The sequence below is a fragment of the Bacillus sp. 7884-1 genome, from assembly GCF_002272245.1.
Taxonomy (GTDB): domain Bacteria; phylum Bacillota; class Bacilli; order Bacillales; family Cytobacillaceae; genus Neobacillus.
Genome location: NZ_NPDD01000092.1, coordinates 1 through 21,821, shown reverse-complemented (window position 1 = coordinate 21,821; position 21,821 = coordinate 1). Strand labels below are relative to the sequence as shown.

21 protein-coding genes and 1 tRNA gene are annotated in these 21,821 nt (G+C 38.9%); 20 read left to right on the top strand and 2 right to left on the bottom strand.

Annotated elements, in window-relative coordinates; genetic code table 11:
- Positions 1-6 precede the first annotated feature (6 nt).
- From sdhB to clpX, 13 genes are all read left to right on the top strand, one after another.
- Positions 7-768, top strand: a complete 762-nt coding sequence (gene sdhB, locus CHI06_RS12275) for a succinate dehydrogenase iron-sulfur subunit (protein WP_095248841.1) — start codon at positions 7-9, stop codon at positions 766-768.
- Between the two features lie 227 nt (positions 769-995).
- Positions 996-1,580 carry a class D sortase gene (locus CHI06_RS12270; protein WP_206021187.1) on the top strand — a complete coding sequence of 195 codons (585 nt, stop codon included), beginning with the start codon at positions 996-998 and terminating at the stop codon, positions 1,578-1,580.
- A gap of 153 nt (positions 1,581-1,733) precedes the next feature.
- Entirely contained in the window at positions 1,734-1,958 is a 225-nt protein-coding gene (gene gerE / locus CHI06_RS12265; RefSeq protein ID WP_009796032.1) for a spore germination transcription factor GerE, read from the top strand.
- Between the two features lie 194 nt (positions 1,959-2,152).
- Complete coding sequence (locus CHI06_RS12260; protein WP_095248840.1) at positions 2,153-2,602, top strand: MarR family winged helix-turn-helix transcriptional regulator; 450 nt, start codon at positions 2,153-2,155, stop codon at positions 2,600-2,602.
- Between the two features lie 204 nt (positions 2,603-2,806).
- On the top strand, positions 2,807-3,601 hold the full coding sequence (racE, locus tag CHI06_RS12255) for a glutamate racemase (RefSeq protein ID WP_095248839.1): 795 nt from the start codon (positions 2,807-2,809) through the stop codon (positions 3,599-3,601).
- Between the two features lie 138 nt (positions 3,602-3,739).
- On the top strand, positions 3,740-4,786 hold the full coding sequence (locus tag CHI06_RS12250) for a GerMN domain-containing protein (RefSeq protein WP_095248838.1): 1,047 nt from the start codon (positions 3,740-3,742) through the stop codon (positions 4,784-4,786).
- Positions 4,787-4,917: 131 nt separating this feature from the next.
- Positions 4,918-5,670 (top strand): ribonuclease PH, encoded by a 753-nt coding sequence (gene rph, locus CHI06_RS12245; RefSeq protein ID WP_095248837.1) that lies wholly within the window; start codon positions 4,918-4,920, stop codon positions 5,668-5,670.
- Between the two features lie 13 nt (positions 5,671-5,683).
- A complete protein-coding gene (locus CHI06_RS12240) occupies positions 5,684-6,292 on the top strand; it encodes an XTP/dITP diphosphatase (RefSeq protein WP_095248836.1) in 609 nt (202 codons plus the stop codon).
- 2 nt (positions 6,293-6,294) lie between these two features.
- On the top strand, positions 6,295-6,816 hold the full coding sequence (locus tag CHI06_RS12235; protein ID WP_095248835.1) for a metallophosphoesterase family protein: 522 nt from the start codon (positions 6,295-6,297) through the stop codon (positions 6,814-6,816).
- 157 nt (positions 6,817-6,973) lie between these two features.
- Positions 6,974-7,050, top strand: a tRNA-Arg gene (locus CHI06_RS12230).
- Between the two features lie 110 nt (positions 7,051-7,160).
- The gene (locus CHI06_RS12225; RefSeq protein ID WP_095248834.1) at positions 7,161-8,195 is read left to right on the top strand and encodes a tetratricopeptide repeat protein; all 1,035 of its coding nucleotides are present in this window, start codon (positions 7,161-7,163) and stop codon (positions 8,193-8,195) included.
- Positions 8,196-8,346: 151 nt separating this feature from the next.
- Complete coding sequence (gene tig / locus CHI06_RS12220; protein WP_095248833.1) at positions 8,347-9,624, top strand: trigger factor; 1,278 nt, start codon at positions 8,347-8,349, stop codon at positions 9,622-9,624.
- 409 nt (positions 9,625-10,033) lie between these two features.
- The gene (clpX, locus tag CHI06_RS12215) at positions 10,034-11,293 is read left to right on the top strand and encodes an ATP-dependent protease ATP-binding subunit ClpX (protein ID WP_095248832.1); all 1,260 of its coding nucleotides are present in this window, start codon (positions 10,034-10,036) and stop codon (positions 11,291-11,293) included.
- Between the two features lie 171 nt (positions 11,294-11,464).
- On the opposite strand, the gene yiaA is transcribed toward clpX, so the two are convergent.
- On the bottom strand, positions 11,465-11,938 hold the full coding sequence (gene yiaA / locus CHI06_RS12210; protein ID WP_095248831.1) for an inner membrane protein YiaA: 474 nt from the start codon (positions 11,936-11,938) through the stop codon (positions 11,465-11,467).
- Between the two features lie 279 nt (positions 11,939-12,217).
- On the opposite strand from yiaA, the gene lonB reads away from it, so the two are divergent.
- The 3 genes from lonB (at position 12,218) to yihA (ending at position 17,007) form a co-directional block, all read left to right on the top strand.
- The gene (gene lonB / locus CHI06_RS12205; RefSeq protein WP_095248830.1) at positions 12,218-13,885 is read left to right on the top strand and encodes an ATP-dependent protease LonB; all 1,668 of its coding nucleotides are present in this window, start codon (positions 12,218-12,220) and stop codon (positions 13,883-13,885) included.
- Positions 13,886-14,101: 216 nt separating this feature from the next.
- On the top strand, positions 14,102-16,429 hold the full coding sequence (gene lon / locus CHI06_RS12200; protein WP_095248829.1) for an endopeptidase La: 2,328 nt from the start codon (positions 14,102-14,104) through the stop codon (positions 16,427-16,429).
- Positions 16,426-17,007, top strand: coding sequence for a ribosome biogenesis GTP-binding protein YihA/YsxC (gene yihA / locus CHI06_RS12195; RefSeq protein WP_095248828.1), 582 nt, complete (start codon positions 16,426-16,428; stop codon positions 17,005-17,007). Before lon ends, yihA begins: the two co-directional genes overlap by 4 nt.
- A 29-nt stretch (positions 17,008-17,036) precedes the next feature.
- Here the strand turns inward: yihA and CHI06_RS12190 are convergent, their stop codons facing one another.
- Positions 17,037-17,525 carry a LiaI-LiaF-like domain-containing protein gene (locus tag CHI06_RS12190; RefSeq protein WP_095248847.1) on the bottom strand — a complete coding sequence of 163 codons (489 nt, stop codon included), beginning with the start codon at positions 17,523-17,525 and terminating at the stop codon, positions 17,037-17,039.
- 267 nt (positions 17,526-17,792) lie between these two features.
- Here CHI06_RS12190 and hemA point away from each other — a divergent pair, with 267 nt between their 5' ends.
- The 4 genes from hemA to CHI06_RS12170 are packed head-to-tail and all read left to right on the top strand — an operon-like array spanning position 17,793 to position 21,700.
- On the top strand, positions 17,793-19,133 hold the full coding sequence (hemA, locus tag CHI06_RS12185) for a glutamyl-tRNA reductase (protein ID WP_095248827.1): 1,341 nt from the start codon (positions 17,793-17,795) through the stop codon (positions 19,131-19,133).
- A 12-nt stretch (positions 19,134-19,145) separates the two neighbouring features.
- Positions 19,146-19,979 carry a cytochrome C assembly family protein gene (locus CHI06_RS12180; RefSeq protein ID WP_095248826.1) on the top strand — a complete coding sequence of 278 codons (834 nt, stop codon included), beginning with the start codon at positions 19,146-19,148 and terminating at the stop codon, positions 19,977-19,979.
- 15 nt (positions 19,980-19,994) lie between these two features.
- The gene (hemC, locus tag CHI06_RS12175; RefSeq protein WP_095248825.1) at positions 19,995-20,933 is read left to right on the top strand and encodes a hydroxymethylbilane synthase; all 939 of its coding nucleotides are present in this window, start codon (positions 19,995-19,997) and stop codon (positions 20,931-20,933) included.
- The gene (locus tag CHI06_RS12170; protein ID WP_095248824.1) at positions 20,927-21,700 is read left to right on the top strand and encodes a uroporphyrinogen-III synthase; all 774 of its coding nucleotides are present in this window, start codon (positions 20,927-20,929) and stop codon (positions 21,698-21,700) included. The genes hemC and CHI06_RS12170 overlap by 7 nt, the downstream gene beginning before the upstream one ends.
- Positions 21,701-21,821 lie beyond the last annotated feature (121 nt).

Genomic DNA, 21,821 nt, shown 5'->3' with positions numbered 1-21,821 from the left:
AAAAGCATGTCTGAAAATAAAACAGTAAAATTTATTGTTACCCGTCAAGATAGCCCTGATGCTGCTCCTTATGATGAGGAGTTTGAACTAGCTTATCGTCCGAATATGAATATAATTTCGGCTTTAATGGAAATTCGTAGAAATCCTGTCAATACTAAAGGACAAGCTACTACGCCAATTACTTGGGATAGTAACTGTCTGGAGGAAGTTTGTGGAGCATGTTCGATGGTTATTAACGGAAAGCCGCGTCAATCCTGCTCAGCACTCGTTGATCAACTGGAGCAGCCAATCCGTTTAGAGCCAATGAAAACATTCCCTGTTGTCCGTGACCTACAGGTTGACCGCAGCAGAATGTTTGATGCGTTAAAGAAAGTAAAAGCATGGATTCCAATCGATGGAACGTACGATTTGGGACCTGGTCCTCGTATGCCAGAGAAAAAACGTCAATGGGCTTACGAGCTTTCAAAATGTATGACTTGTGGTGTTTGTCTTGAGGCTTGCCCTAATGTAAACAGCAACTCAAGCTTCATTGGACCTCAGCCGCTTTCACAAGTACGTTTGTTCAATGCTCACCCAACTGGTGAAATGAACAGATCAGAACGTTTAGAAGCGATTATGGGTGATGGTGGACTAGCGAACTGTGGGAACTCACAGAACTGTGTTCAGTCATGTCCGAAAGGAATTCCATTAACTACATCCATCGCAGCTCTAAACCGTGATACTACAATCCAAGCGTTTAGAAACTTCTTCGGAAGCGACAATGCTTAGAAAAGCGTAAGCGCCTTGTTCAGGGAAAAATGCAGTTCAATTTTTCCTAGTGGCTTATGACCCCGAGCCCCTAGGCGCTGGAGCTGGATCCAATTAATGATTCTAAAAACCTTCTTTTCTATTATGAAAGGAAGGTTTTTCTATATAGAGGCTAGGACTTGTGCAAACCCATTTGGTATACTAATAGTAAGAATTTTTAAAGTACGGAAAAAGGATGGTATGTGAGGGTGAAAAAGCTTCCGTTAATAATGATTTTGGCAGGATTAATTGTCATTGGAGTTGGAGTCTGGCAAATCGTCGAGACTAATTTTCAGACTGATGCTTCACTAAAAGAAGCGAAAAGAATTGTAGCAAAGGCCGAAGCTAACTATGATGAGGAAGAACCTTTTAAAAACCCGCAAAAAATCGATCCGCCCAAGTTTGGTGACACAGTAGGCTTATTGAAGATACCAAAGATTAAAGCAGAATTGGCCATTGTGGAAGGAACGGACCCCAATGATTTAAAGAAGGGAGTCGGGCATTACAAGGGTTCCTATTTTCCAGCAGAGAACGGTCAGATTGTCTTATCTGGTCATCGTGATACTGTTTTTCGACGTTTAGGTGAACTAGAGCCTGGAGATATCTTTGAAGTGCAAATGCCAAATGGGAAATTCAAATATGAATTAACGAATACCAAGATTGTTGATGCAGAAGATCGGACCATCATTACCCTGCAGAATACGAAGGAAGAATTAATCGTCATTACCTGTTATCCATTCCGTTTTGTCGGAAACGCTCCACAACGTTATATCATTTATGCTAAACCCATTTAAAGCCCTTATAAAAGGGCTTTTTTTATTTTCATAAAAGTATTCTTCTTCAGTAATTCTAGTCACTACAATTGTGACATTCACATAAGATATCGTGACTAAATATATACCCACCCAACGGTTCATAACTGGCGAAGGCAAGGAGGGTCACAATACTTGAAGGAGAATGAATATACTCACAAGCCGTTACTCACCAAACGTGAAAGAGAAGTATTCGAACTCTTAGTACAGGATAAAACTACTAAGGAGATCGCTGGTGAATTATTTATAAGCGAGAAGACGGTTCGAAATCATATTTCCAATGCCATGCAAAAGCTTGGTGTAAAGGGGCGTTCACAAGCAGTTGTAGAGCTCCTTCGTATGGGAGAGCTAGAACTTTAATCATGACCGGCATCCTACTGGATGCCGGTTCATGTTTTTATAAGGATTTATTCATATGAATCAATATGTATTTTGTAATGAAATAGATTCAGCTTGAAATTTTATCGAAAAAAGTAGAAAATAAGAGCAAGATTATGAAGCGCTAATTCTGCGAAATCATGGCAAAGGGACGCCTCGTATAGGAGTGTTATAGAATGACTGTCGAAAATTCACAAAAGGTTAGCGATGAAATTGTCGCAAGGATAGAAAAGGACTTGCGTTATATTTCAGGAATTATTAAGCAAAAGGGCAGAGAAATGCTAAGTCATTATAAAATTACTCCGCCGCAATTTGTAGCACTGCAATGGCTCTTTGAGGATGGCGATATGACCATTGGAGAGTTGTCTACTAAAATGTACTTGGCCTTTAGTACGACTACAGACCTTGTTGACCGCATGGAAAAAAATCAACTGGTTGTCCGGGTAAAGGATCCTAAGGATCGTCGTGTCGTTAGAATTCACCTGCTTGAAGAAGGCGAAAGAATAATAGATGAAGTAATTAAGAAACGACAAGTTTACTTAGAGGAAGTATTGGCGAATTTCTCCTTAGAAGAAATTCAACAACTTCAAACCAATTTAATGAAACTGCATCAAGATATGCGTTAAAAAAGGCTGTTTTCGTAAGAATGTTGTTAAAATCTTAAAGCCGATTTTAACGCGGAACAAACTATTTTTGCGCTTGAAATTAAGATTGCAGGCTCTTTTCTTTCTATTAAGGCTATTTTGCAACAAATCATAGCTCCTAAAACGCTTTTAATCTCCAAAAGCAATAAAGTTTAAGAAAAGAGCCTTAAAAAAGAGGCGAGAATTTTGAAACAACCAATTGGTGTCATAGATTCCGGAGTTGGTGGATTGACGGTTGCGAAAGAAATTATGAGACAGCTTCCGAATGAAAAAATTATATATTTGGGAGATACGGCTAGGTGCCCCTACGGCCCAAGACCTTTAAAGGAAGTTAAAAGATTCACCTGGGAACTGACTACATTCTTATTAGAAAAAGATATAAAAATGCTCGTCATTGCCTGCAACACGGCAACGGCGGCGGTCCTTGATGACATTAGAAATGAGTTAAGGATTCCAGTACTCGGTGTTATCTACCCTGGAGCACGGACTGCTATCAAGCGGACAAAGAATTATCGAGTTGGGATAATTGGGACAGAAGGCACAATCAAAAGTGGTGCCTATGAGAAAGCGTTAAAAGCGCTAAACAGCCGTTTATATGTAACAGGACAAGCTTGCCCCAAATTTGTTCCTCTTGTTGAAAGTGGAGAATATGACGGGGAAATCGCGGAGAGAATCGTCGTCGAAGCACTAAAGCCGCTGCAAAATCAAAATTTAGATACACTGATTCTTGGCTGCACCCACTACCCCTTACTCGAACCACTAATTCAAAAAGTGATGGGCGAAACTGTAAATGTCATCAGTTCTGGGGATGAAACAGCAAGGGAGATTAGTGCCATACTTCAATATAACGGGATCCTCGAAACAGATGAGGATATAACTGAACATGAATTTTATACAACAGGCTCGAAGTATATTTTTTCAAAAATAGCTTCCCAGTGGCTTGGAGTACCCATTAATAATGTTAAAAAGATTAAATTATAATTAAGCTCCCTTTACAGGAGCTTGATTTTTTTTTGAAAAAAATCAGAGAATGTCCTAATTTTCTTTTCCAAAGACGGTCTAATTAGTTTAATAGGCTCGTATACATGATAGTACAAACTGTCTTAGGAGGGAAAAAATATGTCAAAAAATAAAGTGAAACCGCTTGTTACAGCTGTTTTTGCTTCAACACTTCTATTATCGGGGTGCGGTTTGTTCGGGAAAGAAGTCCAGAAAAAAGTTGATCCGCCAAAGCAGGTTACAGTAACCGATACGAACCCAACTAAGGAAACCACTGGTAAGAGTGAAGAAGTCGAAGGTACAGTGAAAACAGAGTTATACTTAATCAATAAAGATGGGTTTGTGGTGCCGCAAACATTAACACTGCCGAAAACAAACTCGGTTGCGAAACAAGCCTTAGAACACCTAGTAGCCAATGGACCTGTAACAGACATGCTTCCAAATGACTTCCGTGCTGTCTTACCAGAAGAAACGCAAATCTCTGTTAACATTAAAGATGGTGTTGCTGTGGTCGATTTCTCGAAGGAATTTAAAAACTACCAGCCTGAGGATGAAAGGAAAATTCTCGAATCTATCACATGGACACTTACTCAATTTGACACGATAGAGAAAGTAAAGCTTCAAATGAATGGACATGAATTAACGGAAATGCCTGTTAATGGCACACCGATTAGTGAAAATCTATCAAGAGCAACTGGAATCAATATTGATACCGCGGGCGTAATTGATATCACAAACACAAAGCCAGTAACCGTTTATTATATCGGCGGTGAAGAAGATTCGTACTATTATGTACCTGTCACGAAGAGGGTTAATACGAGTGAGAAAAATAATATTGTGGCGGTCGTAAATGAATTGGTTAAAGGACCTAATGCAAAGTCTAATCTTGCTTCAGAATTTTTGCCTGACGTAGAGCTGCTAGAGGCACCAAAAATTGAAGATGGAAAAGTTACTTTGAACTTTAATAAATCCATCTACGGAAGCTTTGAAGAAAAAATTGTTTCCCAGAATTTACTTAATGCACTTGTCCTTTCATTGACTGAGCAAAAAGGAATTGAAAGTGTTGCCGTTACAGTAGATGGCAAGGCTGATTTGGTAAATGATAAAGGTGATAAATTATCCGAACCAGTTACGCGCCCAGAAAAAGTCAATACAGGTAGTTTCTAAAAATTAATTTTTGATATACTATATAGTGATAATCGCAAGAGGTTGCCTTTAGGCTTCCTCTTCTTTATTTGATTTTACCAAATGCCGGAAAAGGTTGAGAGGTATTTCTCACCCATAAGGAGGAAATAGTTGTGCGTGTTGATGGTAGAGAACGACTGCAATTAAGACCCATACATATTGAAACAGGTTATTTAATGCACCCTGAAGGCTCGGTCCTTATTTCTGTAGGGAACACAAAGGTAATTTGTACTGCAAGCATTGAGGAGAGAGTTCCTCCTTTTATGAGAGGAGAGGGCAAAGGCTGGATAACCGCAGAATATTCTATGCTGCCACGGGCAACAGAATCAAGAAATATTCGTGAGTCTTCAAAAGGGAAAGTTACCGGTAGAACAATGGAAATCCAGCGCTTAATCGGACGTGCTTTAAGAGCGATCGTTGATTTATCTTCATTAGGAGAAAGAACGGTGTGGATTGATTGTGATGTTATTCAAGCAGATGGCGGAACCAGGACTGCTTCCATTACAGGAGCATTTGTCGCTATGGCCATTGCCCTTCATCGACTTGGAGAAAAAAAGAATATGAAGTTCCCGATTACAGATTACTTAGCGGCAACCAGTGTCGGAGTTTTAAAAAATAACGAAACGGTTCTTGATTTGAATTATGCAGAAGATTCCAAAGCACAAGTAGATATGAATATTGTGATGACGGGAAATGGAGAATTCGTGGAATTACAGGGAACTGGCGAAGAATCCACCTTCTCGTATCAACAGCTTCAAGATATGTTGGGTGCAGCGCAAGAAGGGCTGATGGAACTGTTTGAACATCAAAAAAGTGCATTAGGGGAAGAGATTACGGCAAAAATTGAAGCAAGACGAAAAAAATAAGGGGATTTGGAGTATGAAGGAAGTTATTATAGCAACCAAAAATCCAGGTAAGGCCAAAGAATTTGAACATATATTTGCTCCAAGAGGGATTGCAGTCAAGACACTGCTTGATTACCCTGAAATTGAGGATGTAGAAGAAACAGGGACAACTTTTGAAGAAAATGCAACATTGAAAGCAGAAGCTGTTTCACAAAGACTAAATAAAATCGTGATTGGCGATGATTCCGGTTTAATAGTGGATGCATTAGAAGGCAGACCTGGTATTTATTCAGCACGTTATGCTGGTGAAGAGCCAAAGGATGATCAAAAAAATCTAGAAAAGGTTCTAAATGAACTACAGGGAGTTTCTGAAGAAAATCGTACTGCTCGATTTTATTGTGCCCTTGCTGTAGCTTTGCCTGGAAAAGAGACAATTACTGTGTATGGGACTTGTGAAGGACGAATTCTAGAAGAACAAAGGGGAACAAATGGATTTGGTTATGATCCCGTCTTTTATGTACCGGAAAAAGGCCATGCAATGGCAGAACTATCTTCTGATGAAAAGAATAAAATAAGTCATCGGGCCAATGCATTGAAAAAGCTTGAAGGTATCTTAGATTCTATCGTGGAGAGAGCGGAATAATCATGAGTAAGGTTCTTGTTGTTAGTGATAGCCATGGTTTAACGAGAGAGCTCGAGGTATTACGGGAGCGGCATGTGAACGAAGTAGATTTAATGATTCATTGTGGTGATTCTGAATTAATGGCTGACGATAAATCGATAGGTGGTTATTTGACCGTGATGGGGAATTGCGACTTTGGTGGCAGTTATCCATTAGAAACAACAACTGAGATTGCTGGCCGAAAGTTCTTTGTTACACATGGTCACAGGTATTCAGTGAAATCATCATTAATGAACTTAAAATACAAGGCAGCAGAACTTGGTACAGATATCGCCTGTTTTGGACATTCACATGTACTTGGAGCAGAAGTTATAGGGGATACCTTATTTTTGAACCCTGGAAGCATACGCTTGCCACGGGAACGCTTCGAAAAAACTTATGTGATTCTGGATTTATTGGAAGAAAGTATTAAGATGTCCGTGTATGATATTAATGGACAGGAACTTAAAGACTTAGCATATGAATTTGACCTGCCAAAAAGATGAGGGAAGATCATTCTTCCCCCTTCTCGGTTTATATGGGCGATAAGCAAAATTTAAAGTAATCTACCCATTTTTTTATAAAAAATAAAATTTCTTTAAAAGCTGTTGACTTTTATATATAAGGATTATATAATAAATCTTGTCTTTGAAATACAAATACGTCCCAGTAGCTCAGCCGGATAGAGCATACGCCTTCTAAGCGTACGGTCGGGAGTTCGAATCTCTCCTGGGACGCCATTTAACTACATACCAAAACTTACTACTCACCTGCAGAAGGTGAGTTTTTTTGTTTTTAGTAACTTTCATGCTAAACTAATTTCCATACAGATGCAGAGGACGGTATACATATGAAAAAACGGGAACGAGCGAAACGGAAAGACAATATTATATTCCTTCCCGGACTCGAAAAGAGATTGACGGATAAGGGCCTTGAGAGCCTGCAAAATAAAAGGTATCAAGAAGCTATCACCTTGCTTGAGGAAGCAAAGGAGCATGACCCAGAAAATAGTGATATTTTAATAGGTCTTGTGCTCGCATACTTTGAAGCGGGAGCCTATATAAAAGCCAGAGAACTGGCTAACGAAATGCTGCTAAAGGGAATTGGCGACTATTTTCATATGGTTGACCTATACCTGACCATATTAATACAGCTCCACGAATATCAAGAAATTGTCTCTACGATTGAAGCCTTATTTGACGAAAAGGAAATTCCACCAGAAAGGCATGATCATTTCCTGACCATCCTCCAATTCAGCAGACGAATGGCAGATAACGACAGTCAGCAGGAGCCGATAGAGGAACCAGAATCAAAGGAAGATTCCCATCCAAATGAACTCAAACTTTCATTACTAAAAAATCTAAATGAGCAAATGCTCGCGATTTCGAGTTTGGCGGAAAAGAATATTCGTCCATACATAGACGAAATCAAAGAATATCTTACCTCAGATACTGGCCACCCATTTCTAAAAACCATGCTTCTGTCTCTATTAAAAGAACAGGAATATGATAAGAAAATTATGGTTAAAAAGTTTAGTGAGGATCAAAGCGCTGTACCTACAGAACTTCCTGATATCCAATCACAACCAAGAATGAAAGAAATAGAATATTTACTAGAAAAAAGATTAGAAAATAGTGACCCATATCTTTTTGAAAATATTAAAGGGATGGTAGAACGGATTTTTTTCATCAGCTATCCATTTGAGTTCACGCCTGAAGAGACTGAAGCCTGGGCAGGTGCATTTCACCTACTAGCGCTAGATTATCTCGGAATGGATTCTGATTTAAGTGATATATCAAATGAATACGAGATTACACCAGAAAAAATAGAGCAGGCACTTGTAAAAATAAGAGAATTAGAAGAAATTTCTTATCCCAATATATAGGTAACTCTGTTGAAAGAAAAAAATCCTGTGTTATAATGTAAGGGTTGCATTGTGTAAAAACTATCTTTTACATAAAAAAAGAGGATGAATTCATTATCCTGTCAATTTCGTTACGAATGAAATGATAATAGATTGTTGGAGGGAAAATAGTATGACAGTAAAATGGGAAAAGTTAGAAGGAAACACTGGTGTCCTTACTGTTGAAGTAAGCGCAGAAAAAGTAAATGAAGGATTAACTGCAGCTTTTAATAAAGTTGTTAAGACAGTAAATGTACCTGGCTTCCGTAAAGGAAAAATGCCTCGTCCAATGTTTGAAAAGCGTTTTGGCGTAGAATCACTTTATCAAGATGCATTAGATATTCTTCTTCCAGAAGCATACGGTAATGCGATTGACGAAGCAGGCATCGACCCAATCGACCGTCCTGATATCGATATCGAGCAAATGGAAAAAGGTAAAGAACTTATCTTCAAAGCGACTGTACAAGTTAAGCCTGAAGTAACATTAGGCGACTACAAAGGATTAGAAGTAGAAGAGTTCGATGCAACTGTAACAGACGAAGATGTAGCAAAAGAATTAGAAACTCTTCAAAACCGTCAAGCTGAGCTTGTAGTGAAAGAAGAAGGTACTGCTGAACTTGGCGATACTGTTGTTCTTGACTTTGAAGGATTCGTTGATGGTGAAGCATTCGAAGGCGGAAAAGCTGAAAATCATTCACTTGAATTAGGTTCTGGCTCATTCATTCCAGGATTTGAAGAGCAGTTAGTAGGATTAGCTACTGGCGAATCTAAAGACGTAGAAGTATCTTTCCCTGAAGAGTACCATGCAGCTGAACTTGCAGGTAAGCCAGCGGTATTTAAAGTAACTCTTCATGAAATTAAAGGAAAAGAACTTCCTGCATTAGATGATGAGTTTGCTAAAGATGTGGATGATGAAGTTGAAACATTAGACGCATTAAAAGAAAAAATCAGAACTCGTTTAGAAGATAGCAAGAAGCACGAAGCTGAGCACCACTTACGTGATTCTTTAGTTGAAAAAGCTGCTGAAAATGCACAAGTTGAAATTCCAGAAGTTATGGTTACAAGCGAAGTAAACCGTATGCTTCAAGAATTTGAACAACGTCTACAAATGCAAGGTATGAACCTTGAGCTTTACTTCCAATTCTCAGGTCAAGATGAGAATGCTCTACGTGAGCAAATGAAAGAAGAAGCTGTAAACCGTGTTCGCGTTGCTTTAACACTTGAAGCAATTGCAAAAGCTGAAAACATTGAAGCTTCTGACGAAGATGTTAATGCTGAGCTTGAAAAAATGGCTGGCATGTACAACATGACAGTTGAAAACATTAAGCAAGCACTTGGCGGCCTTGAAGGCATCAAAGGCGATCTTCAAAAGCAAAAAGCAGTTGAATTCTTAATCGAAAATAAAAAATAATATTAATTGTAAAAACATGGCACGATTATATCGTGCCTGTTTTTATACATTTTTTCAATTACATATTATAATAAAGACAGGGAAACCTTTTTAACAAGCAAGAAGAACAAAAAACATATGCAGGAAAAACAGATTTACATATCGAATTAAGTAAAACACGCTTCAAGAAAGATTGATTTTATTAAAAAGTGGTTATGCTTAATGGGTACATAGGAATCATTTAAAGGGTGTCCAAACAAAAATGCGCTTCCATAAAAAACATAGTTGAAAAGCTTTTTATTACCAGTCCGTTAGGTCCATATGTTACAATGCAATACATACCACTGAATAGTTTCGAAAAAAAACGGATTTTTGTTTGTGTTACGCAACTTTAAATAGGGTTATAACACGTTCTCAAGGGGTGAAAGAATTGTTTAAATTTAATGATGAAAAAGGCCAATTAAAGTGTTCATTTTGTGGAAAGACACAAGACCAAGTTCGTAAATTGGTCGCCGGACCGGGTGTCTATATATGTGACGAATGTATCGAGCTTTGCACAGAGATCGTTGAAGAAGAGCTTGGAACAGAAGAGGAAGTAGAATTTAAAGACGTTCCTAAGCCAAAAGAAATTTGTGAGATTCTTGATGATTACGTCATTGGTCAAGACCAAGCAAAGAAATCGCTGTCAGTAGCGGTTTATAATCACTACAAACGAATCAATTCGAATAGTAAAATTGATGACGTAGAGCTTTCAAAAAGTAATATCGCTATGATTGGACCAACTGGAAGTGGTAAAACTTTATTAGCTCAGACATTAGCACGTATTCTGAATGTGCCGTTCGCGATCGCAGATGCAACGTCTCTAACGGAAGCTGGTTATGTTGGGGAAGACGTTGAAAATATTCTTTTAAAATTGATTCAAGCTGCTGATTACGATGTGGAAAAAGCTGAAAAGGGTATTATTTATATTGATGAAATTGATAAAATTGCCCGTAAATCAGAAAATCCTTCCATCACGAGAGATGTGTCTGGTGAAGGTGTACAGCAAGCATTGTTAAAAATTCTAGAAGGTACGGTGGCGAGCGTTCCACCTCAAGGCGGACGTAAACATCCTCACCAAGAATTTATTCAAATCGATACAACCAATATCTTATTTATTTGCGGTGGAGCATTTGATGGAATCGAACCGATTATTAAGCGCCGTTTAGGCCAAAAGGTGATTGGTTTTGGTTCGGATATGAAGCAGCTGGAAATTACTCAGAAAGAGCTACTATCTAAAGTATTACCTGAGGATTTACTCCGCTTCGGATTAATTCCTGAATTTATTGGCCGTCTGCCTGTTATTGCAAGTCTTGAGCAGTTAGATGAATCAGCATTGATTGAAATCTTAACAAAGCCTAAGAATGCATTAGTTAAGCAATATCAAAAAATGCTTGAAATTGATGATGTAGAATTGGAATTTGAGGAAGGTGCACTTATCGAAATCGCGAAGAAAGCGATTGAACGTAAAACAGGTGCACGTGGATTACGTTCTATTATTGAAGGAATCATGCTGGATGTTATGTTTGATCTACCTTCTCGTGATGATATTCAGAAATGTATCATTACCAAAGATACGGTAATCGACAATAGTATTCCAAAGCTTGTCCTAGAGGACGGAACCGTTGTGGCAGAAGAGAAATCTGCTTAATTAAAGGGACACATGAGACCCATCGTTATAAAAGCTACCTTAGCAGAGATAATTCAAATTTGAGTTATCTCTGCTTTTTTGTTGTGCTTCAGCAATTTAGAATTCTTATTTCGAAAAAAAAAACGACAGATCACTGTCGTTTAGAATTAATTTGATTTTATGGAAAAAATCTTAATTTCTTTCTCTTGCCCGCTGTGTATCTCTAATATTTTTTTGAACTGTTATCGCAGCAAATAAGCTAAGGACAAATGACATACCATAAAAACCTTTTTCGCTTAGATCGATACTTCCTGCATTGTATAAACCGATACCCATTAATGAAATAGAGACAATAAGTGCAATCCAACTAATACCATAATAAATATTCGTAACTGGTATTCCCTCATCTTTATCTCTTACGGCTTTTTGTAAAGATACCGAAGCATAAAGTCCAAATACTAAAACGGCAAAGTAATATCCTTTTTCGTTCAATTGCATCGCTGCGTTAAACAAGCCTATGAAATAAGCCGAGACACCTACTAATAGCGCTGCCCAAGAAGCCCCTATGAAAGCTGGAGTCGGTTCTCCCTCTTTCCTTTCTACTTTCATTTTTCTTGAATCATTTTGTTTTCCTTTTTCTAATAAAACCTCATTTTCATTAGACATTATATGTTTCGCCCCCATCTTTTTATCTAATAAAAATGGAGCACCGATACACTGGAGTGCTCCACATAAATCTATTATATAGAATTTTCTCACAAAGAATAGATAAATTTTACCTTATTTTCCAATTAGAATTTCCATACACCGAAAATTTCTTAATCCTTTTATGTAAATTATACATTCCAATCTAAACAGTTTCTTACAATTAGTGGTTTATTCCACCTCTATGCAGGAAATACTTATTAATATCTATTGAGTATACTTGTAGCAGGAGGGAAAAGTATGAGTTGGACGGGGATTGCCTTATTTGTACAGCTGTTTTTTGGAATCATCATTGGGCTGTATTTCTGGAATTTGCTAAGGAACCAGCGGACACAAAAGGTTTCCATTGATCGGGAATCCCGTAAGGAAATGGAACAGCTTCGAAAAATGAGATCGATTTCATTAACAGAACCATTAGCTGAAAAAGTACGCCCTACAAGCTTTGAAGATATTGTTGGACAAGAGGATGGTATAAAGTCATTAAAAGCAGCATTATGTGGTCCAAATCCTCAGCATGTGATTATATATGGACCGCCAGGGGTAGGGAAAACAGCTGCCGCTCGTTTAGTTTTAGAGGAAGCCAAAAAAGTTCAAAAATCACCATTTAAACAAACCTCTGTATTTATTGAATTGGACGCAACCACCGCTCGATTTGATGAAAGAGGCATTGCCGACCCCTTAATTGGGTCTGTTCATGATCCGATTTATCAGGGTGCAGGTGCGATGGGCCAAGCGGGAATTCCCCAGCCAAAACAAGGTGCAGTAACGAACGCCCATGGCGGAGTACTGTTTATTGATGAGATTGGCGAGCTGCATCCGATTCAAATGAACAAGCTATTGAAGGTACTTGAGGATCGAAAGGTTTTTCTTGAAAGTGCCTATTATCATGAGGAAAACACACAAATTCCGACTCATATCCATGATATTTTTAAAAATGGACTGCCAGCAGACTTTCGCTTAATTGGTGCAACAACAAGGACTCCAAGTGAAATACCGCCAGCGATTCGTTCACGTTGTATGGAAGTGTTTTTTAGAGATTTAACACAGGAAGAAATCATTCAAGTTGGAAAAAAAGCTGCTGAAAAAGTGAAACTAGACATTAGTGAAGCTGGATTAGATATATTATCTACATATGCAAGAAATGGTCGTGAAGCCGTTAATATGATTCAAATTTCTGCAGGGCTGGCGATCACCGATGAGCGCGAATTTATCAAAGACGAAGATTTAGAATGGGTCGCACACTCCAGTCAACTGTCACCTAGAATGGAAAGAAAAATCAATGACGATTCTAGGATTGGTCTTGTAAATGGACTAGCTGTGTATGGGCCGAATACAGGGGCATTGCTTGAAATCGAGGTAACGGTTATCCCCGCAAAGGATAAAGGAACTATAAATATTACCGGAATCGTTGATGAAGAAAGCATTGGCGGACAAGGTAAATCCATCCGCCGTAAAAGTATGGCACGCGGATCAATTGAAAATGTAATTACCGTCCTGCGGTCAATGGGTGTTCCAGCAGGGGATTTTGATATTCATGTTAATTTCCCAGGCGGGGTTCCAATTGACGGTCCATCAGCAGGTATAGCAATGGCAACGGGAATTTATTCTGCCATCTACAAAACCCCAATTGATAACAAAGTAGCGATGACGGGAGAAATAAGTATTCATGGCAATGTGAAGCCAATCGGCGGAGTGTATCCTAAGGTAAAGGCAGCCCAAAAAGCGGGAGCAACAACCGTTATCATCCCAGAAGAGAATATGCAATCAATATTAAATGAAATAAAGGGAATCCGAATTGTGCCTGTTACCCATTTAAGTGAAGTTTTTGACATTGCTCTCGTCAGCGATCTCGCACATAAAGAGGTTATACCAGCTTCCATAGAACTTTCTAAAAAGGAATCTATTTAACAGAAAACACTTCGGTTGTCCTAACCGAAGTGTTTTTTATTAGCAAAGAACGAAAGAAATCCTCCTCCTAGGGAATATTAATAATATATTGACAAACTTATTTCTGTCACTTCCGTAATATTAGACACATATTTGCAAATGAGATAGAATTGTACAAAGACGATTTCTGCTATTAAAGCGGGAAAGATTGATTTATGCATGTGGAGGTGCAATTTAATGGCGAAAGATAGAGAATTGATCGTCCCCCTCCTGCCGCTTCGAGGGTTGCTTGTATATCCGACTATGGTCCTTCATTTAGATGTTGGACGTGAAAGATCGGTTGAAGCTCTTGAAAAAGCGATGGTAGATGACCATTTAATTTTTTTAACCACACAAAAGGATATTGCAATAGACGATCCCTCTGAAGAGGATTTATACCAAATTGGGACCTTAACGAAAGTTAAACAAATGCTAAAGCTCCCGAATGGCACCATCAGGGTATTGGTTGAGGGGCTGAACCGAGCAAGAATTGAATCCTTTCATGATGAGGAAGAATATTATGCTGTCAGCATTGTGACATATGAGGAGTCTACAACGAAGGATGTTGAAGATCAGGCATTAATGAGAACAATGCTTGAGTATTTCGAGCAATACATAAAGTTATCTAAAAAAATCTCAGCTGAAACCTATGCCTCAGTTGTAGATATTGAAGAACCAGGAAGAATGGCAGATATTATCTCTTCCCATTTACCAATCAAGCTTAAGGAAAAACAAGAAATTCTTGAAACAATCGATGTAAAAGCTCGTATGAATATGGTTATCGATACGATTCAGAATGAAAAAGAAGTGCTAAATCTTGAAAAGAAGATTGGGCAGCGTGTAAAACGATCCATGGAAAGAACGCAAAAGGAATATTACCTGCGTGAGCAAATGAAGGCAATTCAGAAGGAATTAGGCGATAAAGAAGGAAAGACAGGTGAAATCGCCGAACTTACGGAAAAAATAAACAAAGCGGGAATGCCTGAGCATGTACAGATGACGGCAATGAAAGAACTTGACCGCTATGAAAAAGTGCCATCTAGCTCAGCAGAAAGTGCTGTGATTCGAAACTATATTGAATGGCTGATTACGATTCCATGGTCGAAGAAAACAAATGATGATATTGATATTCTTCGTGCCGAAAAAATTCTCAATCAGGACCATTTCGGACTTGAAAAAGTAAAGGAACGTGTCTTGGAGTTTTTATCCGTTCAAAAACTGACGAATTCCTTAAAAGGTCCAATTCTTTGTCTTGCTGGACCTCCAGGAGTTGGGAAAACAAGCTTAGCACGTTCGATTGCCAATTCATTAAATCGTAACTTTGTCCGTGTGTCCCTTGGCGGAGTGCGTGATGAGTCTGAAATTCGCGGTCATCGAAGAACCTATGTAGGAGCGATGCCTGGCCGTATTATTCAGGGAATGAAAAAAGCAGGCACGATTAATCCTGTCTTTTTATTAGATGAGATTGATAAAATGTCAAGCGACTTCCGGGGCGATCCATCCTCCGCTATGCTCGAGGTATTGGATCCGGAACAAAACCATAATTTCAGTGATCATTATATCGAAGAGACTTATGACCTTTCCAAAGTCATGTTTATAGCAACTGCTAATAACCTATCAACAATTCCAGGTCCGCTATTAGACAGAATGGAAATTATCACCATTGCTGGTTATACGGAAATCGAAAAAGTTCATATTACAAGAGATCATTTGCTGCCGAAGCAAATAAAAGAAAATGGACTTACAAAAGGAATTCTTCAAGTCCGAGATGATGCGATTCTTAAGGCAGTCAGGTATTATACCCGTGAAGCAGGGGTCCGGAGCCTTGAACGGCAAATGGCCACCATCTGTCGAAAGACAGCGAAAATCGTGGTTTCAGGTGAGAAAAAGCGAGTCATTGTAACGGAAAAGAATGTCGAGGAGTTCCTAGGCAAACCAAAATTCCGTTATGGTCAAGCAGAGACAGAAAATCAAGTTGGGGTTGCCACCGGTCTAGCCTATACAACTGTCGGTGGAGATACACTTCAAATCGAAGTTTCTTTATCTCTTGGTAAAGGAAGACTGGTGTTAACTGGAAAACTAGGCGACGTGATGAAAGAATCCGCGCAGGCTGCTTTTAGTTATATCCGTTCTAAAGCCGGTGAGCTTGGAATTGAAGAAGATTTCCATGAAAAATATGATGTTCACATTCATGTTCCAGAAGGTGCTGTACCGAAGGATGGTCCATCTGCAGGAATTACAATGGCGACTGCACTTGTATCTGCGCTAACAGGCAGAGCAATTCGCCGTGAAGTAGGAATGACAGGAGAGATTACGCTAAGAGGACGCGTACTTCCAATTGGCGGTTTAAAAGAAAAAACACTCAGTGCCCATAGAGCTGGGTTAACAAAGGTCATCCTTCCGAAGGATAATGAAATGGATATCGATGACATCCCTGAAAGTGTTAGAAATGAAATAGAGTTTGTGCTTGTTTCGCATGTCGATGAAGTATTAAGGCATGCACTCGTAGAAGGTGGATTGAAATGAAAGTAGTTAGTTCCGATATCGTCATCAGTGCCGTAAGGCCAGCGCAGTACCCAGAAACAGACTTACCAGAATTCGCATTAGCAGGACGCTCTAATGTGGGTAAGTCTTCCTTTATCAATAAAATGCTTAACCGAAAAGGGTTAGCTAGAATTTCTTCTAAGCCTGGTAAAACGCAAACCCTGAATTTTTACCTTATTAACGAAATCCTTCACTTTGTCGATGTTCCTGGTTATGGATATGCGAAAGTATCCAAATCGGAGCGGGCAGCCTGGGGGAAAATGATTGAAACGTATATTACATCGCGTGAGCAATTAAGAGCAGTAGTTTTAATCGTCGACTTACGCCATCCGCCAACACAGGATGATGTTATGATGTATAATTTCCTCAAGCATTATGATATCCCGTGCGTTGTCATTGCGACGAAAGCAGATAAAATTCCAAGAGGAAAGTGGCAGAAGTATTTAAAGGTCACAAAAGAAACACTGGATTTAGATGAAAATGACCAAATCATTCTTTTCTCATCGGAAACAGGTGAAGGAAAAGATAAAGCATGGTCCATTTTGCATAGTTTTATGTAAGAAAAAACGTCAGGCTTGCTGCCTGACGTTTATTTTTTCTTCCTAAAAAGAAAGTAAATTCCAACCAGAATAATAATGCCAGGCCAAAATTTCCACACAAAACCTAGTCCATTTTGAAGTAATCCGAGATATTCTGAAACTTTATCGTAAAATAATAGCAATAATGCCAATACTAAAAAGAGAAAGGCTTGAAACAAACCATTATTTGTTTTTTGAAAACGAAGAAAGAAGCCAATTGATATAAACAATACAAGCATCCCTATGGTGTTGTTGGGCCAGAATAAAATCTTGCCGGCAAAATGATAGTGAATACCGAAACCTGCAAGTATGACTCCTGGCAGAATGGCTTCATGATCCTTTGCAGAAAATCCCTGTCCTAAAAAAGCGACGCCAACGATTATAAGAAGTGTCGGCCATGAATACAATGTCTGTAGAGCCGTAAGTCCAGACTGTTGTAGGAAAAGATAGGCTCCAAAGCCTATAAGAATGATTCCTGGGAAAATGCGCTGATTCTTCATTTTAACACCACTTCCAGTAAGGTATACTTGAATAACTTTCTTTTTTTTGGTAATGTACATAAGGATGATATATTTATTTATTACTTAACTATTTTCCTATTTATTAGGCTAGCCTAGCGCTAGGCGCTTCCGCTTTTTATATTAACATATAGTTTCGTTTTCTGTTCACATTTTTCGGGTAAATGTTGAAAAAACCCGTGTTATAATCAGACTAGTTAATAATGTATTAGTAGTTCTTGTATTACTTATTGGGGGTGTTGTAACAAAATGCATATTGTAGTGATAGGTTTAAACTATAAAACTGCCCCTGTGGAAATCCGTGAGCGGTTGACATTTAACGAATCCGACCTAGGGGATGCGATCAAAAAATTAAACACGAAAAAAAGCATCCTAGAAAATATAATCGTATCCACTTGCAATCGTACAGAAATTTATGCGGTTGTAGATCAGTTGCATACTGGCCGCTATTATATTAAAGAATTTTTATCTGAATGGTTCGGAATTGAACAATCTGAGTTTTCACCCTTTCTATTTGTTTATGAGGAAGATGGTGCCATTGAGCATTTATTTAAGGTGGCTTGCGGTCTTCATTCAATGGTTTTAGGGGAAACCCAAATATTAGGGCAGGTTCGTACGAGCTTTATGTTAGCTCAAGAACTAGGCACAACGGGTACAATCTTCAACCAACTATTTAAACAGGCCATTACTTTAGCGAAGCGTGGACATGCTGAAACGGATATTGGCGCAAATGCGGTCTCTGTCAGCTATGCTGCAGTGGAACTAGCAAAGAAAATCTTCGGTTCCCTTGAGAGTAAGCATGTTTTAATTTTTGGTGCAGGGAAAATGGGCGAGCTGGCAGCCCAAAATCTCCATGGTAATGGTGTTAGGAAAGTTACCGTGATTAATCGTACCTATGATAAAGCTAAAGTTCTTGCAAACCGATTTGCCGGCGAGGCTAAAACAGTTGAAGAATTACAAAAATCATTGATTGATGCAGATATCCTTATCAGCTCTACAGGTGCAAAGGACTTTGTCATTACCAAAACAATGATGGAGAAAGTCGAGAAAAAGCGTAAGGGTAAGCCATTGTTTATGGTTGATATTGCCGTTCCACGTGACTTAGATCCAAAAATTGCTGAACTTGAAAGTGTATTTTTATATGATATCGATGATTTAGAAGGAATTGTTGAGGCAAACCTTCAGGAGCGTAAGAAAGCGGCTCAAGTTATCATGCTGATGATTGAAAAGGAAATTGTTGATTTCAAGCACTGGCTAGGACTATTGGGTGTTGTTCCTGTTATCTCGGCTCTTAGAGATAAGGCACATGCCATTCAAGCTGAAACAATGGTAAGTATTGAACGCAAGCTGCCTAATTTATCAGATCGCGATCGAAAAGTATTAAATAAACATACCAAGAGTATTATCAACCAGCTATTAAAAGATCCTATCTTACAAGCAAAAGAATTGGCTGCTCGTCCAGATGCTGATGAGGCTTTGGACTTATTTATGAAAATATTTAGGATTGAAGAGCTTGTTGAAAAACAAACGAAAGCAGCCGAAACCAAAGATGCAATGGTTCATGTAACGCAGGCTTCCTTTCAGTCATAAGAGGTACTAATTATGTTTGACTTCCATATGACGCGGCTGCAAGAATTGACAGTAGTCCTATATGCCTTCAGTGTGTTGTTATATTTTTTCGATTTCATTCACCATAACCGGAAGGCAAACCGAATCGCCTTCTGGTTACTTGCGTTTGTATGGGTTTTACAAACGATATTCTTAACTTCCTATATGTTAAAAACAGGGAGGTTTCCAGCGTTAACGATATTTGAAGGCTTATATTTTTATGCATGGGTATTGGTAACCCTGTCGCTTGGAATAAATCGGCTGCTTAAGGTCGATTTTATCGTCTTCTTTACAAATATACTTGGCTTTATTGTTATCGCGATTCATACTTTTGCTCCGATTCAATATGATTCGCACGTCATAAGCAATCAACTTATGTCCGAGCTCCTGCTTATACATATTACTATGGCCATTCTATCTTATGGCGCATTCTCCTTGTCCTTTGTCCTATCGCTTCTCTATCTCATTCAATATGACTTGTTGAAAAGGAAAAAGTGGGGCACAAGACTTTTGAGACTAGCAGATTTAAGCAAGCTGGAACGATCCTCGTATATTTTAGTAGTTATTGGGGTTCCTATGCTGTTATTAAGTTTAATCCTTGGCTTACAATGGGCCATTTTAAAGGTTCCAGGAATGCCTTGGTACGATATGAAAATTATTGGTTCATTTATTCTATTAACCGGATACAGTATCTATTTGTACCTGCGAATCGTTAAAAATATGTCAGGCAGACAATTAGCCCTTTGGAATGTCGGTTCTTTTTTAGTTGTATTAATTAACTTTTTCCTAATTGGACAATTATCATCATTCCACTTTTGGTACTCATAATCGTAGGAGGCAGTCATGAGAAAAATTATCGTTGGTTCTAGACGAAGCAAATTGGCTTTAACACAGACAAATTGGGTGATTGAACAGCTTAAAAAGCTCGGAGGACCTTTTGAATTTGAAGTAAAAGAAATTGTAACAAAAGGGGATAAGATTCAAGATGTAACCCTTTCAAAAGTCGGCGGAAAAGGTTTGTTTGTTAAGGAAATTGAGCAAGCCATGATGGATAAAGAAATTGATATGGCGGTACATAGTATGAAGGACATGCCAGCTATTCTTCCTGAGGGACTTACAATCGGCTGTATTCCTTTCCGTGAGGACCACCGTGATGCCTTGATTTCAAGAGACCATGTTAAATTAAAGGATTTAAAGCCAGGTGCGATAATCGGGACGAGCAGTCTTCGCCGGAGCGCCCAGATTTTAGCGGAGCGCCCTGATTTAGAAATTAAATGGATTCGCGGAAATGTTGATACGAGATTACAAAAGCTTCAAGATGAAGAATATGACGCTATCATCCTAGCGGCAGCAGGACTTTCTCGTCTTGGCTGGACAACGGACACTGTAACTGAATTTATCGATGCAGAAATTTGTGTACCTGCCGTTGGCCAAGGGGCATTATCGATTGAATGCCGTGAAGATGATAAAGAGCTTCTTGAACTGTTTGAAAAATTCACTTGTAAAAAAACAGAAAGAGCCGTTAAAGCGGAACGTGCTTTCCTTCATAAAATGGAAGGCGGCTGTCAGGTGCCGATTGCTGGATTCGCTACTGCTGCTGATAATGATGAAATTGTTCTAACCGTTTTAGTTGGTTCTCCAGAAGGCCAAGAAATCTTCAAAGAGGAACTTAGAGGAACGAACCCAGAAGAGCTTGGTATTCAAGCAGCTGACCTATTAATCGAAAAAGGAGCTAAGGACCTGATTGATCGGGTTAAACGGGAGCTCGAAGGTCAATGCTAAAACCATTAGGTTTGTTTGACAAAAAGGTCCTTGTTCCCCGCGGAGCAGGCCAGGCAAAATCCTTTTCACAACTTGTCGAAAAGTATGGAGGGATTTCAATCGAAATCCCTCTTATTGCATTTCGCCCTATTGTATTTACACAGAGGCTGCAAAATGCTATGAATGAGATTGATACATATGACTGGATTGTTTTTACTAGCAATGTCACTGTCGAAACTTTCTTCTCTTTTTATAAAAAGGAAGAGTATAAATCATTTCCGAGAATTGCTGTGATAGGCAAGAAAACGGAAGAGGTATTGCAGGAAAAAGGGTTAAAAGCAGAGTTTGTACCGTCGGCTTATGTCACGGAGGTATTTACAGACGAGTTTTTACCAAAGGTTCCTAGTGGATCGAAAGTGCTGATTCCAAAAGGGAATTTGGCTCGTGAGTATATCTCTGCTTCACTCAGTAACCATGGTGTTCTCGTCGATGAAATCGTTATTTACGAAACTTATATGCCAGAGGATAGCAGGGAGAAACTGGCTAAAATGCTAGCCGACGATGGAATTGATATTTTGATGTTTACAAGTCCATCCACTGTTAATCATTTTATGAGCGTCGTCAAGGAGTACCAACTTGAGAGTCATATAGAAAGATGTGTGATAAGCTGTATTGGTCCAGTGACAGAGAAAAAACTACGAGCCTTTGGCTTGCCAGTCCACGTCTCACCAACAGAATACACAGTTAAAGAAATGGTAGAAAGTACAATTGAGTATTTAGAAAAATGATATTCATATAAGTAATGGCTATGTTTTAATGGATTTTATCTATTTTGGCACTCGTTGATTGGAGCGGAAGGCGCGAGACTCCTGCAGGAGTACGGAGCAGGGGAGACCCCACAGGCGCTTT